Below are 16054 nucleotides of genomic sequence, written 5' to 3'. Positions count from 1 at the left end.
CGTTTAAGTAAAGATTATGAAAGATTACCCCAAACCTCGGAGACATTTATCTATATTGCGATGATTCGGATTATGGTCAGACGATTGGCATGATTTTTGACTGGTTTTGACTTTTAAAACATCCTCTCAGATGTAGATGCAGAACAGTTTGTCGTCAAATCTAACTAAAAATAACGCCATGTGCAACTTTACTCTCAAACCTAACCCCCAACCCCTTCCCTACTAGGGAAGGGGAGCAAGAATTAAATCAGTGAACAGTTAAAGCCTCTCCCCGTTTCGGGGAGAGGAATGGAAGTGGGGTTTTAAGAATAAGTTGCACATCTCGTTAAAAATAAAGATTACATCCAAAGCCACTTCGCTAACGCGCAAATGACAATTAGTTAGTGTACACTATGCGGACAAAGTTGCTGCACTTTTAGGGGAAGTTGCCGACACATCTGCTGGAATCCTTGAGGATTAATTTGCCACCAAGCAAATAATCCCAGACTTGTACCCCCCACAAGCAATGCTAACACTCCTCCCACCATGATCAAACGCTTACCCCCATTAGGCTTTGTAATTAAAGTTGGTGGAATTTCTGGGCTTGTAAATGGTTCCTCTGATAGATCCAAATTTAGATCCAAATCTAGCAGCGATCGCGAACTTTCTGTAAAAGAAATTAATCCCTCTTGTTCCTCTGCTTCCTGTGGTTGTTCTTGTATTTCTGCTTCTATAATCTCTTCTGGCAACGCTGGAGTCAAAGGTACTAAGTATTCTGGGGAGACACGACAATAAGTGAGAACAACCGACGTATTATCACGCCCATTTTTTTCGTTTGCCAAGTTAATCCAATTGTGAACAGCATCTTCAAGTGTTAATTGCCCTGTTAACACGGGTATTGCATAATTCTGCCATGATTGTTCTACCCAGTTATGATCACTTAAACCATCAGAACACAGTAGCAAGATGCCATCTTCTTCGACAATGAATCGCTGAACCCTGAGACGCAAAGATTCTGAATCTCTTGTCCCCAATGCTTGAGTTAAGGCACTAGCATCTGGTCTAAGAAGTGCCTTTCGATACAAGCTTTTCGCAAAGCGTACTTCCCGTGTTACCACATCATCATCCACTGTCAGTAGCTGACAATAATTGTGAGTAATCCAATAAGCACGACTATCGCCAACATTAGCCAAGTAAAGTTCATGGGTATTATTTGATTGCCACCCAGTACTCGTCTGTATTCGTTGTGGAACTTGCAACGCCATTACAATAGTTGTAGCCATGCGTTCTCTGCCTTGGCGTTTTTGTTCGTCATTGCGGGCACAAATCACATTATTTACCACCCGCAAGCTTGCTTCTAATTGTTCCTGCAACAACTGTGGTGGTATAAGTACAGTTTGTTCTGTTACCTGGGCTAATAAGGCGCGAATTTGCAACTTTACAGACTCCACTGCCAACTTACTGGCAACTTCGCCGCCTTCGTGTCCGCCAATACCATCGCAAACAATCGATAAGTAGGGCAATAAAGGTTCATCTAAATCACTCAAAGCATTGGGGTAGCAAGTATCTTCATTTTGCGGCATAACTGGGCCAATATCTGTGGAACCTGCCACCTTTAGGCTTAATGGCAATTCTGCCGCCGATGCTAGTAGTAAATTATTGAGTTGAGTGGAAATTGCCTCCAGATCAACCTCCGTTTCACACATCTGCTGGACTATGTTTTGTAACCCTTTGGCTACTGATGCCTTTGCAGACGCTACCCAAAACTGCCAACACTCTCCCAGATTTTGTAAACTCAGTTTCTCCTCTGCTGGTGTTTGGTAAAGTTCCAAAAGTCGCACACACCAACCTTGGACTCTTAAGTTGTCTACTACCAGTAAACTGCGGCTAAATCCCAATTCTGATAAAGGTGTCCAAAGTTGGAGAATTTGCCACAGCCAATAAACTTGTCGTACCGCCGTTGCTTGTTCCCATACCTCAACAATAGTTGGATAGATATTTCCTGTCTCATCTATCGGTATATTTTCCAATAGGAGGATATCAGTTGTATCTCCCTCAAGGGTGCTAGCAAACCCATAAGCTTGGGGCAGATGTAACCTCTGTTGATATAACCGTAAATAAGGAATTACTTCCTTTGGCAATTCTTCAGGTACATCTGGCGGCAGTCCCGGTTGAGTATCTAGCCAAATCTGTTGACTAATTACCTCATACCTATCTGCTACCTTTTTGCCTGGTGAGATTTGAGCAGACAATGAGCCAGTAGCCCAAAGATAGCGGTGAACTAAAGGAGTTTGACAACTGGTACAAACACTATCTCCCATAGGATTAATGGGGCGATTACAGCCTGGATTTATACAATAAATTATCAGTTGAGTAGAAATCATAAAGGTATAAATTATCAGAAATAAATTAACTCATGAACTTCGATTAATTTTAGCTGGCAATGACTTGAAGGCTAGAATAGACTGAATTTATGTACCGCTAGTTACGCCTTGTTACTGAAATTAATCAAAATTATTGGTAAAAAAACCAAGTTTTGCTTTCTGTAAATAACTTACGTCTGGCTGTATCTAATCGTAGAAATGCATTTACGTCAATGTAGAGACTAGGATGGCGCTATGCCAAGTTTTACCTTAATCTGGCTTCTGGCAGGAGCAGTTTTGTGTCTAATGGAACTGTTCTTACCATCGGCGTTTGTCGCCTTCATGATGGGAGTTAGCGCTTTTGTGGTGGCGCTGCTGTCTGGGGTGGGTTTAGGAAGTGTATGGTTGCAAATTGTGGTTTGGCTATTACTTTCCACAGCATTGATCTTACTTTCCCGTCGATTTTTGCAACCGCGACGACGCAAATCGAAAATTCAGGATGCAGTCATAGCTGAAACCTTAACAGAAATTCTGCCTGGGAAAACAGGGCGAGTGCTGTATGAGGGAAATTCTTGGCAAGCAAGATCTGACGATGACAAATTGACCGTAGCACCCCATCAAAGAGTTTATGTGGTTAGGAGAGAAGGTACTACTTTGATTGTGATACCAGAAAATTTGTTGAATTCTTAATTATTGGAAGCGGGGAGTAGAGAGAGACACGATTAATTGCGTCTGCACTGAGTAGGTAAAGAGCTAAGAGTTATCTATCCCCCTCATCCCCCTCACCCCCCTCATCCCCCTCACCCCCCTCATCCCCCACTCCCTCTATAAAAATCAGGAGATTCACAATGGAACAGTTCTTTTTACTAGTATTTTTAGCCCTTGGTGGTTCTGCCGTAGCGGGGTCTGTGAAGGTCGTAAATCAAGGCAATGAAGCTTTAGTGGAAAGATTGGGTAGTTATAATAAAAAACTGGAACCAGGACTAAACTTTGTCATTCCTTTTCTGGATAAAATCGTTTACAGAGAAACTATCCGGGAAAAAGTTTTAGATATTCCTCCGCAACAGTGCATCACCCGTGACAATGTTGGTATTGAGGTGGATGCAGTGTTTTACTGGCGCATCGTGGATATGGAAAAAGCCTGGTACAAGGTAGAAAATCTCCAGTCGGCAATGGTAAATATGGTGCTGACTCAAATTCGCGCCGAAATGGGACAACTAGAGTTGGATCAAACCTTTACTGCTCGTTCCCATATCAGTGAACTTTTATTACAGGATTTGGACATTGCTACCGATCCTTGGGGTGTGAAAGTGACAAGAGTAGAACTGCGAGATATTATTCCGTCTCAAGCAGTGCGAGAATCGATGGAATTGCAAATGTCGGCAGAACGACGCAAACGGGCAGCAATTTTAACTTCTGAGGGCGAACGCGAAGCTGCTGTGAATAGTGCTAGAGGTAAAGCTGATGCGCAAATATTGGATGCGGAAGCTCGTCAAAAATCGACAATTCTGCAAGCGGAGGCTGAACAAAGGGCGATCGTTTTGAAAGCTCAGGCGGAACGTCAGCAGCAGGTTCTAAAAGCGCAGGCGATCGCTGAGTCGGCAGAAATTATTTCCCAAAAAATCCACACTAACCCCAATGCTAATAAAGCAATAGAAGTTCTGTTTGCTTTGGGCTATCTAGATATGGGCGCGACAATTGGTAGAAGCGATAGCAGTAAAGTGATTTTTATAGATCCGCGTTCCATTCCTGCTGCCTTAGAGGGTATACGCTCTGTTGTTTCAGATGGTCAAGTTAACTCTAATGAGTTGTTTTCTAAGCAAATACCAGGATTAGAAAATAACCGCCCTAGTTAAGAGTCTGACAATTCCGGTTATGTGGAAAAGGACTTTATAGCGGTTCTTCCTTGGATGCAAGACAGTTTGACCTCTCTCCAAACCTCTCTCCTTTTAGGAGAGAGGCTTTGAATCTTACTCCCCAACGCTAGTAGGGAAGGGGTTGGGGGTTAGGTCTGTATTGCACCCAAGTGAGAACCGCTATCATTCCGGTTCCCCCCTTTTTAAGGGGGGTTAGGGGGGATCTAAAAGTGCAAAGATACAGCTAACCACTTTTAAAACAACCTCTTAGACTCAGAATGAATTCTGAGGCGGGCTAGATGAGAATGAAATAGCCCAATGCTTCATGCCCCCCTTATTCAAGGGTTTTCGGCGTATTTTCTATAAATTACTAGTTTCTAAGAGAAGCTAGCAAGGTTCGACTTTTGTGACATACTCCTACACTGACTGAGTACAGTACAGCGTAGGCTTCTCACCCAATCCGGCTATTGCTTAGGAGGCGATGAGCTTTATTAGAGAGACGGAATGCCCTGCCGCCCCTATTTGCTAATTTTAACTTAGATTTGTTCGTTTTCTCCATGTTTCCCGACCGCGCTGTCCCATGGGTCGGGAAACTGTCGTCAACTCACTCGCAATTCATCCCACGCTCCTAAAAGTGAGACGTGGGGCTTCTTGCTGTTTCAGCTAAAGTCGCGACTAATCTCACTCCAAATTCTTCCTCAAACACTCCTTTTTTATAATCTAAACTCCAGAGTTCTAAGGCGCAGTCATCATGAGGTTGGGATGGGAATATTAACAGATTACACTGCCTCAATTGTGGATAATATTCGCATTTTACTTGAGCGATCGCACCAATTTGTCGTCTATCCAATGCCACTGCCAATCTTAAAATGGCACTCAATTGACTGATCATTTGTCGCTGCTGTTTAGTCAGCAAACTCTGATAATTTTCATGTTTTTTCTTAGGTGGCGATTTCCGATGATAACGCGCTAAATTGGCAATGATTTCAATCTCTGTTTCTGTATAACCGAGTAATTCACCATTGCGAATTAGATAGTAAGAGTGCTTGTGGTGAGACGAATGGCTGATATAATGACCGCAATTGTGTAATATTGCAGCTGCCCATAGCAGTTGTCCCTCGTCGGATCCCCAGTGGTGTAAGGAACCTTGAGTTTGGTCAAATAAACTCTGGGCAAATGCTGCGACGCGATCGCTATATTCTAAGTTAGTATGGTATTTATTAGCGAGTTTGAGAACATTCCGTTCCCGAACTGAACTTTGGTAGCGCAGCTTATCTTCAATTAAACCGTGGGTTAGCATCCAGTCTACGATTACGCCTTCCCTCAGAGACCGCTCACAAACTGTGATCGATTCACTACCCAAAAGGCTCATTGCTTCCTGTAATATCACGGAGCCAGCGAGTATAACTTCCGGGCGCTTATCTGGCATACCGGGAATCATAGCCCTTTCTGCATTACTCAGTTTCCGCAAACGATTTACCAACTCTCGCAAGTCTTTAAGACTGAATTGGTAGCCATTGAGAGTCGAAGGAATAAGACTCGACTTTTCTCGTGCATGAATCATCGCCAAGGTTTCAATCGTACCAGATGTACCCACCAAACGGGGAGATTCCCCAAACTCTAGGTTTGTTAGTATTTCATCTACGGAACGTTCTAACATCCCGCGTGCATAAGCTTGCAGATGCTGAAACTCCGTGTTGCTGATGGGGTCAGTGGTGATTAATTCGCTAGTGAGTCGCACTGCACCGACTTTGGTACTGGTGAGAGTGCGTGCTTGGTGACTATCGCCCAAAATTAACTCTGTGGAACCACCGCCAATATCAATAATCATGTGGGGCTGGTTGTGAAATTCCATACCCGACAGCACGCCAAGATAGATTCGTCGCGCTTCTTCTTGACCAGAAATCAAGTCAACACTTAAACCCAACTCCGTTTCTACTCTGTGCAAAAAATCTTTCCCATTGGGGGCTTCCCGCACAGCACTAGTTGCCACAGCGATGATAGTTTCAGCGTTGATAGTTTTGGCAACTTCTTGGAAGCGTCCTAAAGCAGCGATCGCCTTTTTAATTATCTCCGGTTTGAGTTCCCCAGTACTCAGATTGCGATCGCCTAGTCTCACAGTTTCTTTTTCTCTAGCGATAATACTGAAAGCTGGTAGTGCGGGGTCAATTTTGACTACTACCATGTGTAGAGAATTTGTTCCTAGGTCAATGGCAGCAATAATCCGATGTTGCTTAGGTGGTTGAGTTGGAACACTCTCCCAGCTAGAAACTAAATTCAGCATCTAGTTTTCTCTCTTTATTAAGAAATGATGGCAAACGGTGGTATGTCGGGGTAGCTGACACTGATATTTGTTGCAACACACGAAAGCATCCCAATGCAAGCTTAAATCTTTTCCCTCACCCCCGGCCCCTCTCCCAAAGATGGGAGAGGGGAGACATGATTCTAGTTCCCCGAATCCCAAACATGGGATTCGGGGTTAAGGGATGAGGGCTATCAAGGGAATGGCACATTTGAGATGCTCCCTAACACACTCGCTAAGTGCTGAATATTGAGTAAATTAAAAAGTACTCAGCACTGGCAACTCAGTTTCGTCAAGGGTAACTGAGCTAAGTATATTTACTCTACTGCTTCCAGGGCTATTTCATTCTAGACATAAACCACCCGGAACTGAAGTTCCTGGCTCATAGCTAAAGTCCGTTAAAACGGACTATAATCTTTTTTCAGTAGTCTTTAGACTACTTTCGCTATTAGACTCAGAATTCATTCTGAGGCGGGCTAGATGAGAATGAAATCGCCCTGCTACTGCTTCTAACCTAGTGACTATTTAAAGATATTTAAAGTTGCCACTTGAGGTTATGTTTTTACAAATAACAAATAACGTTATTCTATAGATGTAAAGATATGTGAATTCAGGAATAGGGCATGGGGCATAGGAGCAAAGAAGCAAGGCGAAAAATAACTAATTTCCAATAGACATCTCCAAAAAATGTAGAGACGTAGCACTGCTACGTCTCTACAAGGGTTCTGGGTAACGGATATTCAATTTCACCAGATGTCTAATGCCCAATGCCCAATGCCCAATGCCCAATCCCCACTCCCCATTCCTATGTTAACGACACCAGAACGCCCCCAGTCACCAGTTTGGCTTGTAATTATCCGGCTTTTGCGCTGGCATAAACCAGAAGGACGTTTAATTTTAATGATTCCTGCCCTTTGGGCTGTGTTTTTGGCAGCTTCTGGGAAACCGCCTTTACCTCTGGTTGGTGTAATTATATTGGGTACTCTAGCCACAAGTGCGGCTGGGTGTGTTGTCAATGATTTGTGGGATCGGAATATTGATCCAGAAGTAGAGAGAACACGCGATCGCCCCCTCGCTTCTCGCGCTTTGTCTGTGAAAATTGGGATTGCAGTCGCGATCGTCTCCCTTGGATGTGCAGCAGTCCTGGCCTTTTATCTTAACCCCCTGAGTTTTTGGTTGTGTGTGGCAGCAGTGCCGATAATTCTGCTTTATCCAGGCGCAAAGCGAGTGTTTCCTGTACCGCAACTGATGCTTTCCATTGCTTGGGGTTTTGCGGTATTGATTAGCTGGAGTGCAGTGACACAAACCATATCCCAACCAACTTGGTTACTTTGGGGTGCAACTGTACTGTGGACATTGGGATTTGATACAGTTTATGCCATGAGCGACAAGGAAGACGATCGCCGCATTGGTGTTAATTCTAGTGCCCTATTTTTTGGGTATTATGCCCCTGTAGCTATTGGAATTTTCTTTGCCAGCACAATCTTGTTATTGGCTTGGTTAGGCGTAGTCGTACACCTGCACTTAGCCTTCTGGATTAGCCTTGCAGTTGCTACTATCGGATGGGTTTGGCAGTCTCTGCGATTAACAAAGCAAGACTTACCTAATCCTGTTTATGGTGAGATGTTCCGGCAAAACGTGTGGATTGGTTTTATTTTACTTGCTGGGATGATTGCTGGATCTTTGTGACATACTCCACACACTCCGTCTAGTGAGTGTGGGTTTCTCAACGACTCCTCTATGAGGACATTGATTGAGCTTTGAGGGCGTGTGTCCCACGCGCCTTTATGTTTACAGAGGCATTCAGCTTTTTCAATATCAAAATCTCAATATTCGTTCCGTCGAGGGTTCGCTTTTATTCTTCAGTTTTGTTTAAGTCCCGTTATTCCCCTTATCTGATCATCTTACCCCGGTTTGTGATCTAAATGTGTGGCTTGCTCTAGGGCAGCTTTTTCTCTGGCTCGGCGGGCATAGGGTTGTAATTGGGTGCGATCGCAACCTGTTAAAATACTCAGGTTTTCCAAGGTGATCCCCCGCATTAACATTTCTACACGCCAGGTTTGTTGCGCTTGAGCGATTACTGGCGTTTGTCCTTGGGGAGTTAATAGTCCCTGACTCCATATTTGCCAACGTGTCTCAAGTTCTGATTCTGAGTAGGGTTTGCCTATTTCATTCAGGAACATGGCTGTTTGAGTATCTTTACGGCTTTTGTGCCATTTGATTAAGGGATTATTAGTGTAAGAACCGTAGCGTTTGCCCAAAATCCATTGATTCACAGGTACTTGACGGACAAATCCTGGAATTGTGATTTGCAAAAAGTGCCCTTGAGTATCGTAGATTTGGTGCGATCGCTCCAAACTAATTATTTCTGTGGCGGATAATCCAGCCCCAAATAACACATAAACCAAGGCATAATCTCGTACTCCCCATTTTCTGGCTTGTTGCAGAATTTCGTGAACTAAACTAGCTGGTAAATCAGCTACTTCTGTGGTGATAAACCCTCCTTGTAAGGAGTTTGTTGCTGATTCTGCCGAGGATGACATCGCTCCATGTAGAAACAACTCCACCAAATTTTCGAGAAAATCATCCCGATCCTCCCAAAGTTCGTGAAATTCGCTGGTGAACTCAATTACGGCATATCCCAAAATCATCCCATTCAGCAAACTGGCTAATTTTTCTGCGGGTAAATAGGTATTTAAGTGTCCTTGCTGGATTACAGTAGCTAAATACTGAGCTACATAGCGGTTTGCCTCTGTTACTCCCCTGCCTAGTGCGCGGCGATTTTCTGCCGGGAATTGGTCGGCTTCACCTACCACAGACCGGACGAACTCTGGCACTCGTTCTAATGCATATAAGCTGTCACTTGCATAATCTTTAAGAGCTTGGTAGACATTGCCGGGAGGCGTTGCTCGTCGCACCAGCGACTCACCTAAATTCTTGAAAGCCGCAGACTCTTCCAGCACAGCCAAAAGTAGCCCATGCTTATTGCCAAAATTCCGAAATAGCGTCACTTCGTTGACTTCGGCTTTTTCAGCAATTTGGCGGGTTGTGGTAGCGCTGACTCCCTGAGCAGAAAACAACTCAAGTGCAGCTTGAATCAGGCGTTGACGAGTGGAAAGCAGTTGAGACGACATAGAAAAATGCAAGTGGCACTTGCAGGAAAATTAGAGTTCTGCTAGCATTACAAATGTAAGTGATACTTGCTTTACTCTACTGTAACAAACGGGTTTACAGGGTGAGTAAATCTGAGTGGGATTACACCTGATAAAAAGTAAATCGCTTTATCATCCATCAACAGGAATTTTTATGACCGCAAATTTTGGGGCGATCGCCAAAGGCGTTGGCAAACCCATCGCCCCTGAGAGAGGCAACTCACCTCGACTCAGTTGGACGAATGTAGTATTTTTTGCTGCATTTCATGCTTTAGCACTTCTGGCTCCTTGGTTTTTCTCTTGGCCAGCATTAGGTTTGCTAGTGTTTCTCCACTGGTTATTCGGGAGTATTGGTATTTGCCTGGGATATCACCGACTACTGAGCCATCGGAGTTTCCAAGTTCCCAAGTGGTTAGAGTATGCGATCGCCCTAATTGGAGCGCTGGCTTTGCAAGGTGGGCCAATTTTTTGGGTAGGTGGACACCGCCAGCATCACGCTCATACCGAAGATATCAATTTAGACCCCTACTCTGCCCAAAGAGGATTTTGGTGGAGCCACATACTGTGGATTTTCTACCCGCGTCCAGAATTTTTTGACTATGAAACCTACAAAAAATATGCCCCTGACCTAGCAAGACAACCTTTTTATTGCTGGTTAGATCGCTACTTTTTGGTTTTGCAAATACCCTTCGGGCTGCTGCTATATACTCTAGGAGGATGGCCTTTTGTCGTTTACGGAGTGTTTGTCAGGTGTGTGTTGCTTTGGCACTCAACCTGGTTTGTCAACTCAGCATCACACCTGTGGGGTTATCGCACCTTTGATGCTAATGATGGCGCTCGTAATCTTTGGTGGGTATCCCTCGTCACTTATGGAGAAGGATGGCACAACAACCACCATACTTATCCCCATATGGCAAAATCTGGGTTGTCTTGGTGGGAGATTGATGTTACTTGGTGGAGCATCCTGGTTTTGCAGACTTTGGGTTTAGCCAAAAAGGTTGTCTCGCGTCCTCCTCAAGGTGCAACTCACGGCTAAATTGCAACCGAATAATTATGAATTTGCCATGCCGACTGCTGATTTGCTGTCGGCTTACTAATTTTTAGGAGTAGTATTTCACACAGGGCTATTTCATTCTCATCTAGCCCGCCTCAGAATGAATTCTGAGTCTAATAGCGAAAGTCGTCTAAAGACGACTGAGAAAAGGTTATAGTCCGTTTTAACGGACTTTAGCTATGAGCCAGGAACTTCAGTTCCGGGTGGTTTATGTCTAGAATGAAATAGTCCTGGTATTTCACAATACAAATTCCAACGGAACTGCGATCGCCTCTTTTATGTTAATTTGACTAAATCAGAAGCGATGTCTACGACGGGCTACGCCTACGCACTTAAAACCTGAGTTACATTTTACCGTGTTGCATCGCTACAAATTATCCAAGGGGCTGATTTTGATCACATTGACGTGAATACTGGAATTCCAACTCATTTTGCCGTTCCCGATCTGCTCTATACACAATCGGGCAAAACTTAGTGTTAGCACTCATACAATCCATATGTGGCGTTTTAGCACAGACCACAAGTAGTCCACCCAAAACAAATAATAAGCCACAAATTGCAGCCGTCTGAAGCGAAGAAATTTCCAGCGCTCCGTGAACTACTATTTCTCGCAGTAGAGATACAATTGTTACCTCAACTGCTACTCCCACAGAGATACTATGTTCTTGCAAGTAAACCATTAATAGTCGGAATAACTCGACTAAAATCAACACAAATAGAATTTTTGCAGTCACGTGTTTATAGTCCAGTGGCTGCGTGAGGGAGATAAGTATCCCCCACAATTGAATCAGCATGACGGCAAACAAACCCAAACACAAGACAATCACAATTAAGTCTTGGAAGGCTTCCATGTTGCGAACAATTGAGTGCCGATCCAGCCAGCGATCGCTAAATAAAAATCGACTCTTCAGGCGCTTTTGCATCTACGTTTTTCCAATCGGGACAAGTTCAGACAACACCAGCGAGTCAACCCAATATTTTTATGTTACGCAATATTAAGCTTTTGCGCCTCAGCGAGGTTGGTAATTTAAATTTTGTGCTTGTTGCAACAATTGCTCGGCATTTTTTGCCCACTGGGGATTACTCTGAGCATTGTATAAATCTCTGGCAAATTGCAGTACTTGTACTGCATCGCCATATTGCTGTAACTGCATAAAAACTAATCCAGCGCCATAATAAGCATTAGGGTAGTTAGAGTTAGCTTCGGCTGATTTTCTAAAAGCCTCTAATGCCTCTTGTAATTTGCGTTGGTTAAACCAAATTGAACCGAGATTATAGTAAGCTTCTGGGTACTTAGGATTAATTTTTACTGCCTGATTAAGGGCATTTATTGCTTGCTCAAGTTTACCTTGTTGGAGATAACACATCCCCATATGGTAAGGAGGTTCAGGTGCATTTTTGCTATATTCTATGGCTTTTTTAAAAGATGCGATCGCTCGTTCACAATCTCGTTGCTGTTGTCGTACCAATCCCAAGTTATAGTGGGCAAATCCGAGTTTGGGATCAAGTTCTAACGCTCGTTGCAAATAATCGTTAGCTAACTGTAAGTTATTACCTTCTAACAATGCACCACCTAAATTAGCAAAAGCTGGCGCAAATTTTGGATCGGCTTGTGTCCCTCGATAAAATGCATCGGCAGAGGGTTGTAATTGTCCCGCTTGTCGCAATGCTAGTCCTAAATTATAGTGCGCTGGTGCTAATGTCGGATCTAATTGAGTTGCTTGTTTAAAGGCGGCGATCGCATCTTGTACCCTTCCCGCCTGAATTGCTTGTAAACCTTGGTTTAACGAGTCTATGGCAGTTTTAGCTTGAGATTGTGCCAGCTTTGAGGCTACAGGAGGAGATAGAGAAACAGAGGGCGAGGAAATACTAACAACCAGCAAAGTCAAACTTATTAACCCTGCTATGTGATATTTAGAGAATGATAATCCCATTGATTTTCTGACTCACAACACTTTCAGTTAAATTTACTTCAGAGAAAGTTTTTTACAAAAGTTTTTAATTTGGCATAAAAAATTATAATACGTAACTTTTCGTAAACTAAATCTTACGACAGGCTACAATTTTTTTAACTTTCGATTAAAGGGAGGATAATAACCAATTAAAGAGGGGGTAATTTTGACTACAGAGAACCATTTTTTATCCCTTGATATATATAGAATCATGCGGTTATGAAAAACTTACCGCAAGGGAGGTTTTATGAACGAAAAAGTAAAATCGGGTTCACGAAATGTTGCAATTGTCGGGCCTTATTTAAGTGGAAAAACCACTTTACTAGAAAGCTTGTTATTTGTCACAGGGGCAATTTCCCGCAAAGGCAGTGTTAAGGACAACAATACAGTGGGAGATAGTGCTGCCGAGTCGCGCGATCGCCACATGAGTGTAGAAGTCAGCGCCGCTAGCACTGAGTATAACGGCATTCGCTTCACCTTTATTGACTGTCCCGGAAGTGTAGAATTTGCCCAAGAAACGTACAATGCTTTAATCGGAGTGGATGCAGCAATTGTAGTTTGTGAACCCATCCGCGAGCGAGTCCTCACCCTTGCCCCTCTATTTAAATTCCTGGACGATTGGGAAATTCCCCACCTCGTCTTCGTCAACAAAATGGATCGGGCAAGTATTCACGTTATGGAAACATTGCACGCCCTCAAAGCAGTATCTAGCCGTCCTTTGGTAGCGCATCAATATCCCATCATGAATGGGGAACAACTCACGGGCTTTATTGATATGGTGAGCGAACAGGCATATCAATATCATCCCGGCGCACCTGCTGACCCCATTCCCTTCCCCGAAAGTTTACAAGAAGAAGAACATATAGCACGGGCAGAAATGCTCGAAGCTTTAGCAAATTTTGACGACCATTTACTCGAAGAACTTTTAGAAGACATTGAACCACCCCAAGAAGAAATCATCAAAGATTTAAAAATCGAATTAGGGGCAGATTTAGTCGTGCCCGTTTTCTTTGGTGTGGCAGAACAAGATTATGGTGTTAGACCTCTATTAGAAGCCTTGTTACGAGAAGCGCCCGAACCAGAAACTACAGCCGAACGTCGCTTAAAAAACTCAAAAGGTGATACAGCTTTAGCACAGGTATTAAAAACTTACTACACTCCCCAAGGTGGCAAACTCTCTTTAGTGCGTGTTTGGCGGGGCAAATTAACTGATGGCATTGTCCTCAATGGCATTCGCATTGGGGGAATTTACCGCCTCATGGGACAACAACAGCAGTTTGTTAACCAAGTTAGTGCGGGTGAAATTGTCGCATTGAGCCGTTTGGAAGGAATCAAGACAGGAGATACAATCTCCACAGAACAGCAGTCGGCGATGGAATTACCCAAAGCTGTACAATTGGCACCTGTGTATGCTCTCGCCATTACACCAGAAAAGCGCAACGATGAAGTGAAACTCAGCAGTGCGATCGCCAAGTTGTTAGAAGAAGACTCCTCACTTGCTTGGGAACAACACGGCGATACTCACGAAGTTATTCTTTGGGGTCAAGGGGAGATTCATTTGCAAGTGACCCTAGACAGACTGCGCCGCAAATATAATTTGCCGATGACAACCCATTTACCGCAAGTGCCTTACAAAGAAACCATCCGCAAAACGGTGGCTTCAGTTCATGGGCGCTACAAACATCAAAGTGGTGGTCATGGTCAGTTTGGTGATGTTTTTCTGGAAATTAAGCCTTTACCACGTGGTACAGGCTTTAATTTTAATGAAACTATTGTCGGCGGCGTGGTTCCGAAACAGTACATTCCTGGCGTGGAAATGGGCGTGCGGGAATTTCTGACACATGGGCCTTTGGGTTTCCCAATAGTGGATTTGGCGGTAACTCTGACTAATGGTTCATACCACAACGTTGACAGTTCCGAACAAGCCTTTAAGCAAGCTGCCCGATTGGCAATGCAAACGGGGATACCCCAAGCGGAACCTACCCTGTTAGAACCAATTTTGCGGGTGAATGTTACCACACCTAGCGAATTTACCTCCAAAGTGCTGCAACTCTTAAGTGGTAGACGGGGGCAAATTTTAGGCTACGAGGGGAGGAACGATTGGCAAGGCTGGGATAATGTTTCTGCATACTTGCCACAAGCAGAGATGCAAAACTTTATTGTAGAACTGCGATCGCTCACTTTGGGCGTTGGTTCTTTCCACTGGGAATATGACCATCTCCAGGAGGTACCGGAAAAACTTGCCGAACGTGTCATTCAAAGTAATGGTAATGGTGGTAACGGCAACGGCAAGTAATTTTGGATTTTGAGATTTTGGATTAATCTAAAATCAACACTAGCCCGGAACTTTAAGTTTCGGGCTAATAACTAAAGTCCAATAAATTGTTGTTAGTCTATATCTTCTTCAGTAAGACCTGCATCCTTCAGCAGTCCTTTCAGTGTTCCAATGGGTAAATCGCGATTGCCATGAACAGGAATAGAGAGAATCACACCTTTATTGGCATAAATATGGTGACTACAGTAATCCGTTTCAGGTTCCAGCCATACCGTTCAACAATTTTACATAAGGCTTTACCAGAAACAGATTTCATAAGGATATTTCAATCAACTGTTGATCAGGTTCAAGTTCTTCCTGCTGGCTAGCAACTTCAAGCCAACCCTGAATCGCATCTTTAAGCATTTCTAACAAGTGTTCGTAGCTTTCTCCCCATGTGTGACACCCTGGTAGAGCTGGTACAGAAGCACACCACACATCGTCTTCCTGCCAGATAACGGCTTTGATTTTCATGATAAATCTGTTGCAGTGTCGTGTTTTATATCTTAGCGCAATTACATTTCAGGACTGGGTAGGCTTTCTTTGCCGTAGACATCACTCACTTTGGGCGTTGGTTCCTTTCAGTGCGAATATGACCATCTTCAGGAAGTGGCAGAAAAACTCGCCGAACGTGTGATTCAAAGCAATGGTAATAGTGGTAATGGCAACGGCAAGTAATTTGGGATTTATTTAAACTCGAAGCCCTGCACTTAAATGTGCAGGGCTTTTTGTTAATAGACATCTCCAGAAATTAATTATCGGGACTTAAACATTTTTCAAAGAGAAACAAGCCTCAAACCTATACAGTGCAAGGGAAATACACCAAAGGCTCAAAAATGCTTGAAACCCAGATATATCAAGAAACTAGGCAAATCAATGTCAAAGTCTTTCTGTATATACATTTGAGGCTTTTTTATGGCTACTTTTTGCCTAAGTCCCACTAAGAGGAGAGAGGCTTTGAACCTACATTCCGCACCCTCAACTGTCACAATCGGTTTTTACTGGTTTTTAGACATAAACAAAGCTACTGAATATACATAAAACCAGTAAAATAACTTAAATATGAAGATGCACGAGCATAA

12 protein-coding genes and 1 pseudogene are annotated in these 16054 nt (G+C 43.5%); 6 read left to right on the top strand and 7 right to left on the bottom strand.

Features of this window, described 5'->3' with window-relative positions; all coding sequences use genetic code 11:
* A pseudogene (locus LC605_RS24485) lies at positions 1-93 on the top strand (IS5/IS1182 family transposase); the annotation flags it as partial.
* Positions 94-380: 287 nt separating this feature from the next.
* Here the strand turns inward: LC605_RS24485 and LC605_RS24480 are convergent.
* Positions 381-2363, bottom strand: a complete 1983-nt coding sequence (locus tag LC605_RS24480; RefSeq protein WP_229550108.1) for a protein phosphatase 2C domain-containing protein — start codon at positions 2361-2363, stop codon at positions 381-383.
* Positions 2364-2597: 234 nt separating this feature from the next.
* Here LC605_RS24480 and LC605_RS24475 point away from each other — a divergent pair, with 234 nt between their 5' ends.
* Together LC605_RS24475 and LC605_RS24470 are read left to right on the top strand one after the other, a co-directional pair.
* Entirely contained in the window at positions 2598-3032 is a 435-nt protein-coding gene (locus tag LC605_RS24475) for an NfeD family protein (protein ID WP_229550107.1), read from the top strand.
* 158 nt (positions 3033-3190) lie between these two features.
* A complete protein-coding gene (locus LC605_RS24470) occupies positions 3191-4198 on the top strand; it encodes an SPFH domain-containing protein (RefSeq protein ID WP_229550106.1) in 1008 nt (335 codons plus the stop codon).
* 628 nt (positions 4199-4826) lie between these two features.
* Here the strand turns inward: LC605_RS24470 and LC605_RS24465 are convergent.
* Complete coding sequence (locus tag LC605_RS24465) at positions 4827-6482, bottom strand: Ppx/GppA phosphatase family protein (protein ID WP_229550105.1); 1656 nt, start codon at positions 6480-6482, stop codon at positions 4827-4829.
* An 825-nt stretch (positions 6483-7307) separates the two neighbouring features.
* Here LC605_RS24465 and LC605_RS24460 point away from each other — a divergent pair.
* Positions 7308-8189, top strand: a complete 882-nt coding sequence (locus LC605_RS24460; RefSeq protein ID WP_229550109.1) for a 4-hydroxybenzoate solanesyltransferase — start codon at positions 7308-7310, stop codon at positions 8187-8189.
* Between the two features lie 215 nt (positions 8190-8404).
* Here the strand turns inward: LC605_RS24460 and LC605_RS24455 are convergent, their stop codons facing one another.
* Positions 8405-9634: a TetR family transcriptional regulator gene (locus LC605_RS24455; RefSeq protein WP_229550104.1), complete on the bottom strand. Its 1230-nt coding sequence runs from the start codon at positions 9632-9634 to the stop codon at positions 8405-8407.
* A gap of 172 nt (positions 9635-9806) precedes the next feature.
* On the opposite strand from LC605_RS24455, the gene LC605_RS24450 reads away from it, so the two are divergent.
* Positions 9807-10688 carry a fatty acid desaturase gene (locus LC605_RS24450; protein WP_229550103.1) on the top strand — a complete coding sequence of 294 codons (882 nt, stop codon included), beginning with the start codon at positions 9807-9809 and terminating at the stop codon, positions 10686-10688.
* A gap of 392 nt (positions 10689-11080) precedes the next feature.
* Here the strand turns inward: LC605_RS24450 and LC605_RS24445 are convergent, their stop codons facing one another.
* Together LC605_RS24445 and LC605_RS24440 are read right to left on the bottom strand one after the other, a co-directional pair.
* Positions 11081-11629 carry a phosphate-starvation-inducible PsiE family protein gene (locus LC605_RS24445; protein ID WP_229550102.1) on the bottom strand — a complete coding sequence of 183 codons (549 nt, stop codon included), beginning with the start codon at positions 11627-11629 and terminating at the stop codon, positions 11081-11083.
* An 87-nt stretch (positions 11630-11716) separates the two neighbouring features.
* Positions 11717-12640 (bottom strand): lipopolysaccharide assembly protein LapB, encoded by a 924-nt coding sequence (locus LC605_RS24440; RefSeq protein WP_229550101.1) that lies wholly within the window; start codon positions 12638-12640, stop codon positions 11717-11719.
* Positions 12641-12905: 265 nt separating this feature from the next.
* On the opposite strand from LC605_RS24440, the gene LC605_RS24435 reads away from it, so the two are divergent.
* Complete coding sequence (locus LC605_RS24435) at positions 12906-14954, top strand: elongation factor G (protein WP_229550100.1); 2049 nt, start codon at positions 12906-12908, stop codon at positions 14952-14954.
* 92 nt (positions 14955-15046) lie between these two features.
* Here the strand turns inward: LC605_RS24435 and LC605_RS24430 are convergent, their stop codons facing one another.
* A complete protein-coding gene (locus tag LC605_RS24430) occupies positions 15047-15148 on the bottom strand; it encodes a type II toxin-antitoxin system HicA family toxin (RefSeq protein ID WP_229550099.1) in 102 nt (33 codons plus the stop codon).
* A 97-nt stretch (positions 15149-15245) separates the two neighbouring features.
* Entirely contained in the window at positions 15246-15446 is a 201-nt protein-coding gene (locus LC605_RS24425; RefSeq protein ID WP_229550098.1) for a type II toxin-antitoxin system HicB family antitoxin, read from the bottom strand.
* Positions 15447-16054 lie beyond the last annotated feature (608 nt).

The sequence above is a fragment of the Nostoc sp. CHAB 5836 genome (assembly GCF_020829445.1).
Lineage (GTDB): Bacteria > Cyanobacteriota > Cyanobacteriia > Cyanobacteriales > Nostocaceae > Nostoc.
This window is presented reverse-complemented; position numbering and strand designations above follow the sequence as displayed.

Bases quoted from the DNA above. Each gene is read 5' to 3' on its own strand.
- LC605_RS24480 (WP_229550108.1), bottom strand. From the start codon at position 2,363: ATGATTTCTACTCAACTGATAATTTATTGTATAAATCCAGGCTGTAAT.
- LC605_RS24475 (WP_229550107.1), top strand. From the start codon at position 2,598: ATGCCAAGTTTTACCTTAATCTGGCTTCTGGCAGGAGCAGTTTTGTGT.
- LC605_RS24470 (WP_229550106.1), top strand. From the start codon at position 3,191: ATGGAACAGTTCTTTTTACTAGTATTTTTAGCCCTTGGTGGTTCTGCC.
- LC605_RS24465 (WP_229550105.1), bottom strand. From the start codon at position 6,482: ATGCTGAATTTAGTTTCTAGCTGGGAGAGTGTTCCAACTCAACCACCT.
- LC605_RS24460 (WP_229550109.1), top strand. From the start codon at position 7,308: ATGTTAACGACACCAGAACGCCCCCAGTCACCAGTTTGGCTTGTAATT.
- LC605_RS24455 (WP_229550104.1), bottom strand. From the start codon at position 9,634: ATGTCGTCTCAACTGCTTTCCACTCGTCAACGCCTGATTCAAGCTGCA.
- LC605_RS24450 (WP_229550103.1), top strand. From the start codon at position 9,807: ATGACCGCAAATTTTGGGGCGATCGCCAAAGGCGTTGGCAAACCCATC.
- LC605_RS24445 (WP_229550102.1), bottom strand. From the start codon at position 11,629: ATGCAAAAGCGCCTGAAGAGTCGATTTTTATTTAGCGATCGCTGGCTG.
- LC605_RS24440 (WP_229550101.1), bottom strand. From the start codon at position 12,640: ATGGGATTATCATTCTCTAAATATCACATAGCAGGGTTAATAAGTTTG.
- LC605_RS24435 (WP_229550100.1), top strand. From the start codon at position 12,906: ATGAACGAAAAAGTAAAATCGGGTTCACGAAATGTTGCAATTGTCGGG.
- LC605_RS24425 (WP_229550098.1), bottom strand. From the start codon at position 15,446: ATGAAAATCAAAGCCGTTATCTGGCAGGAAGACGATGTGTGGTGTGCT.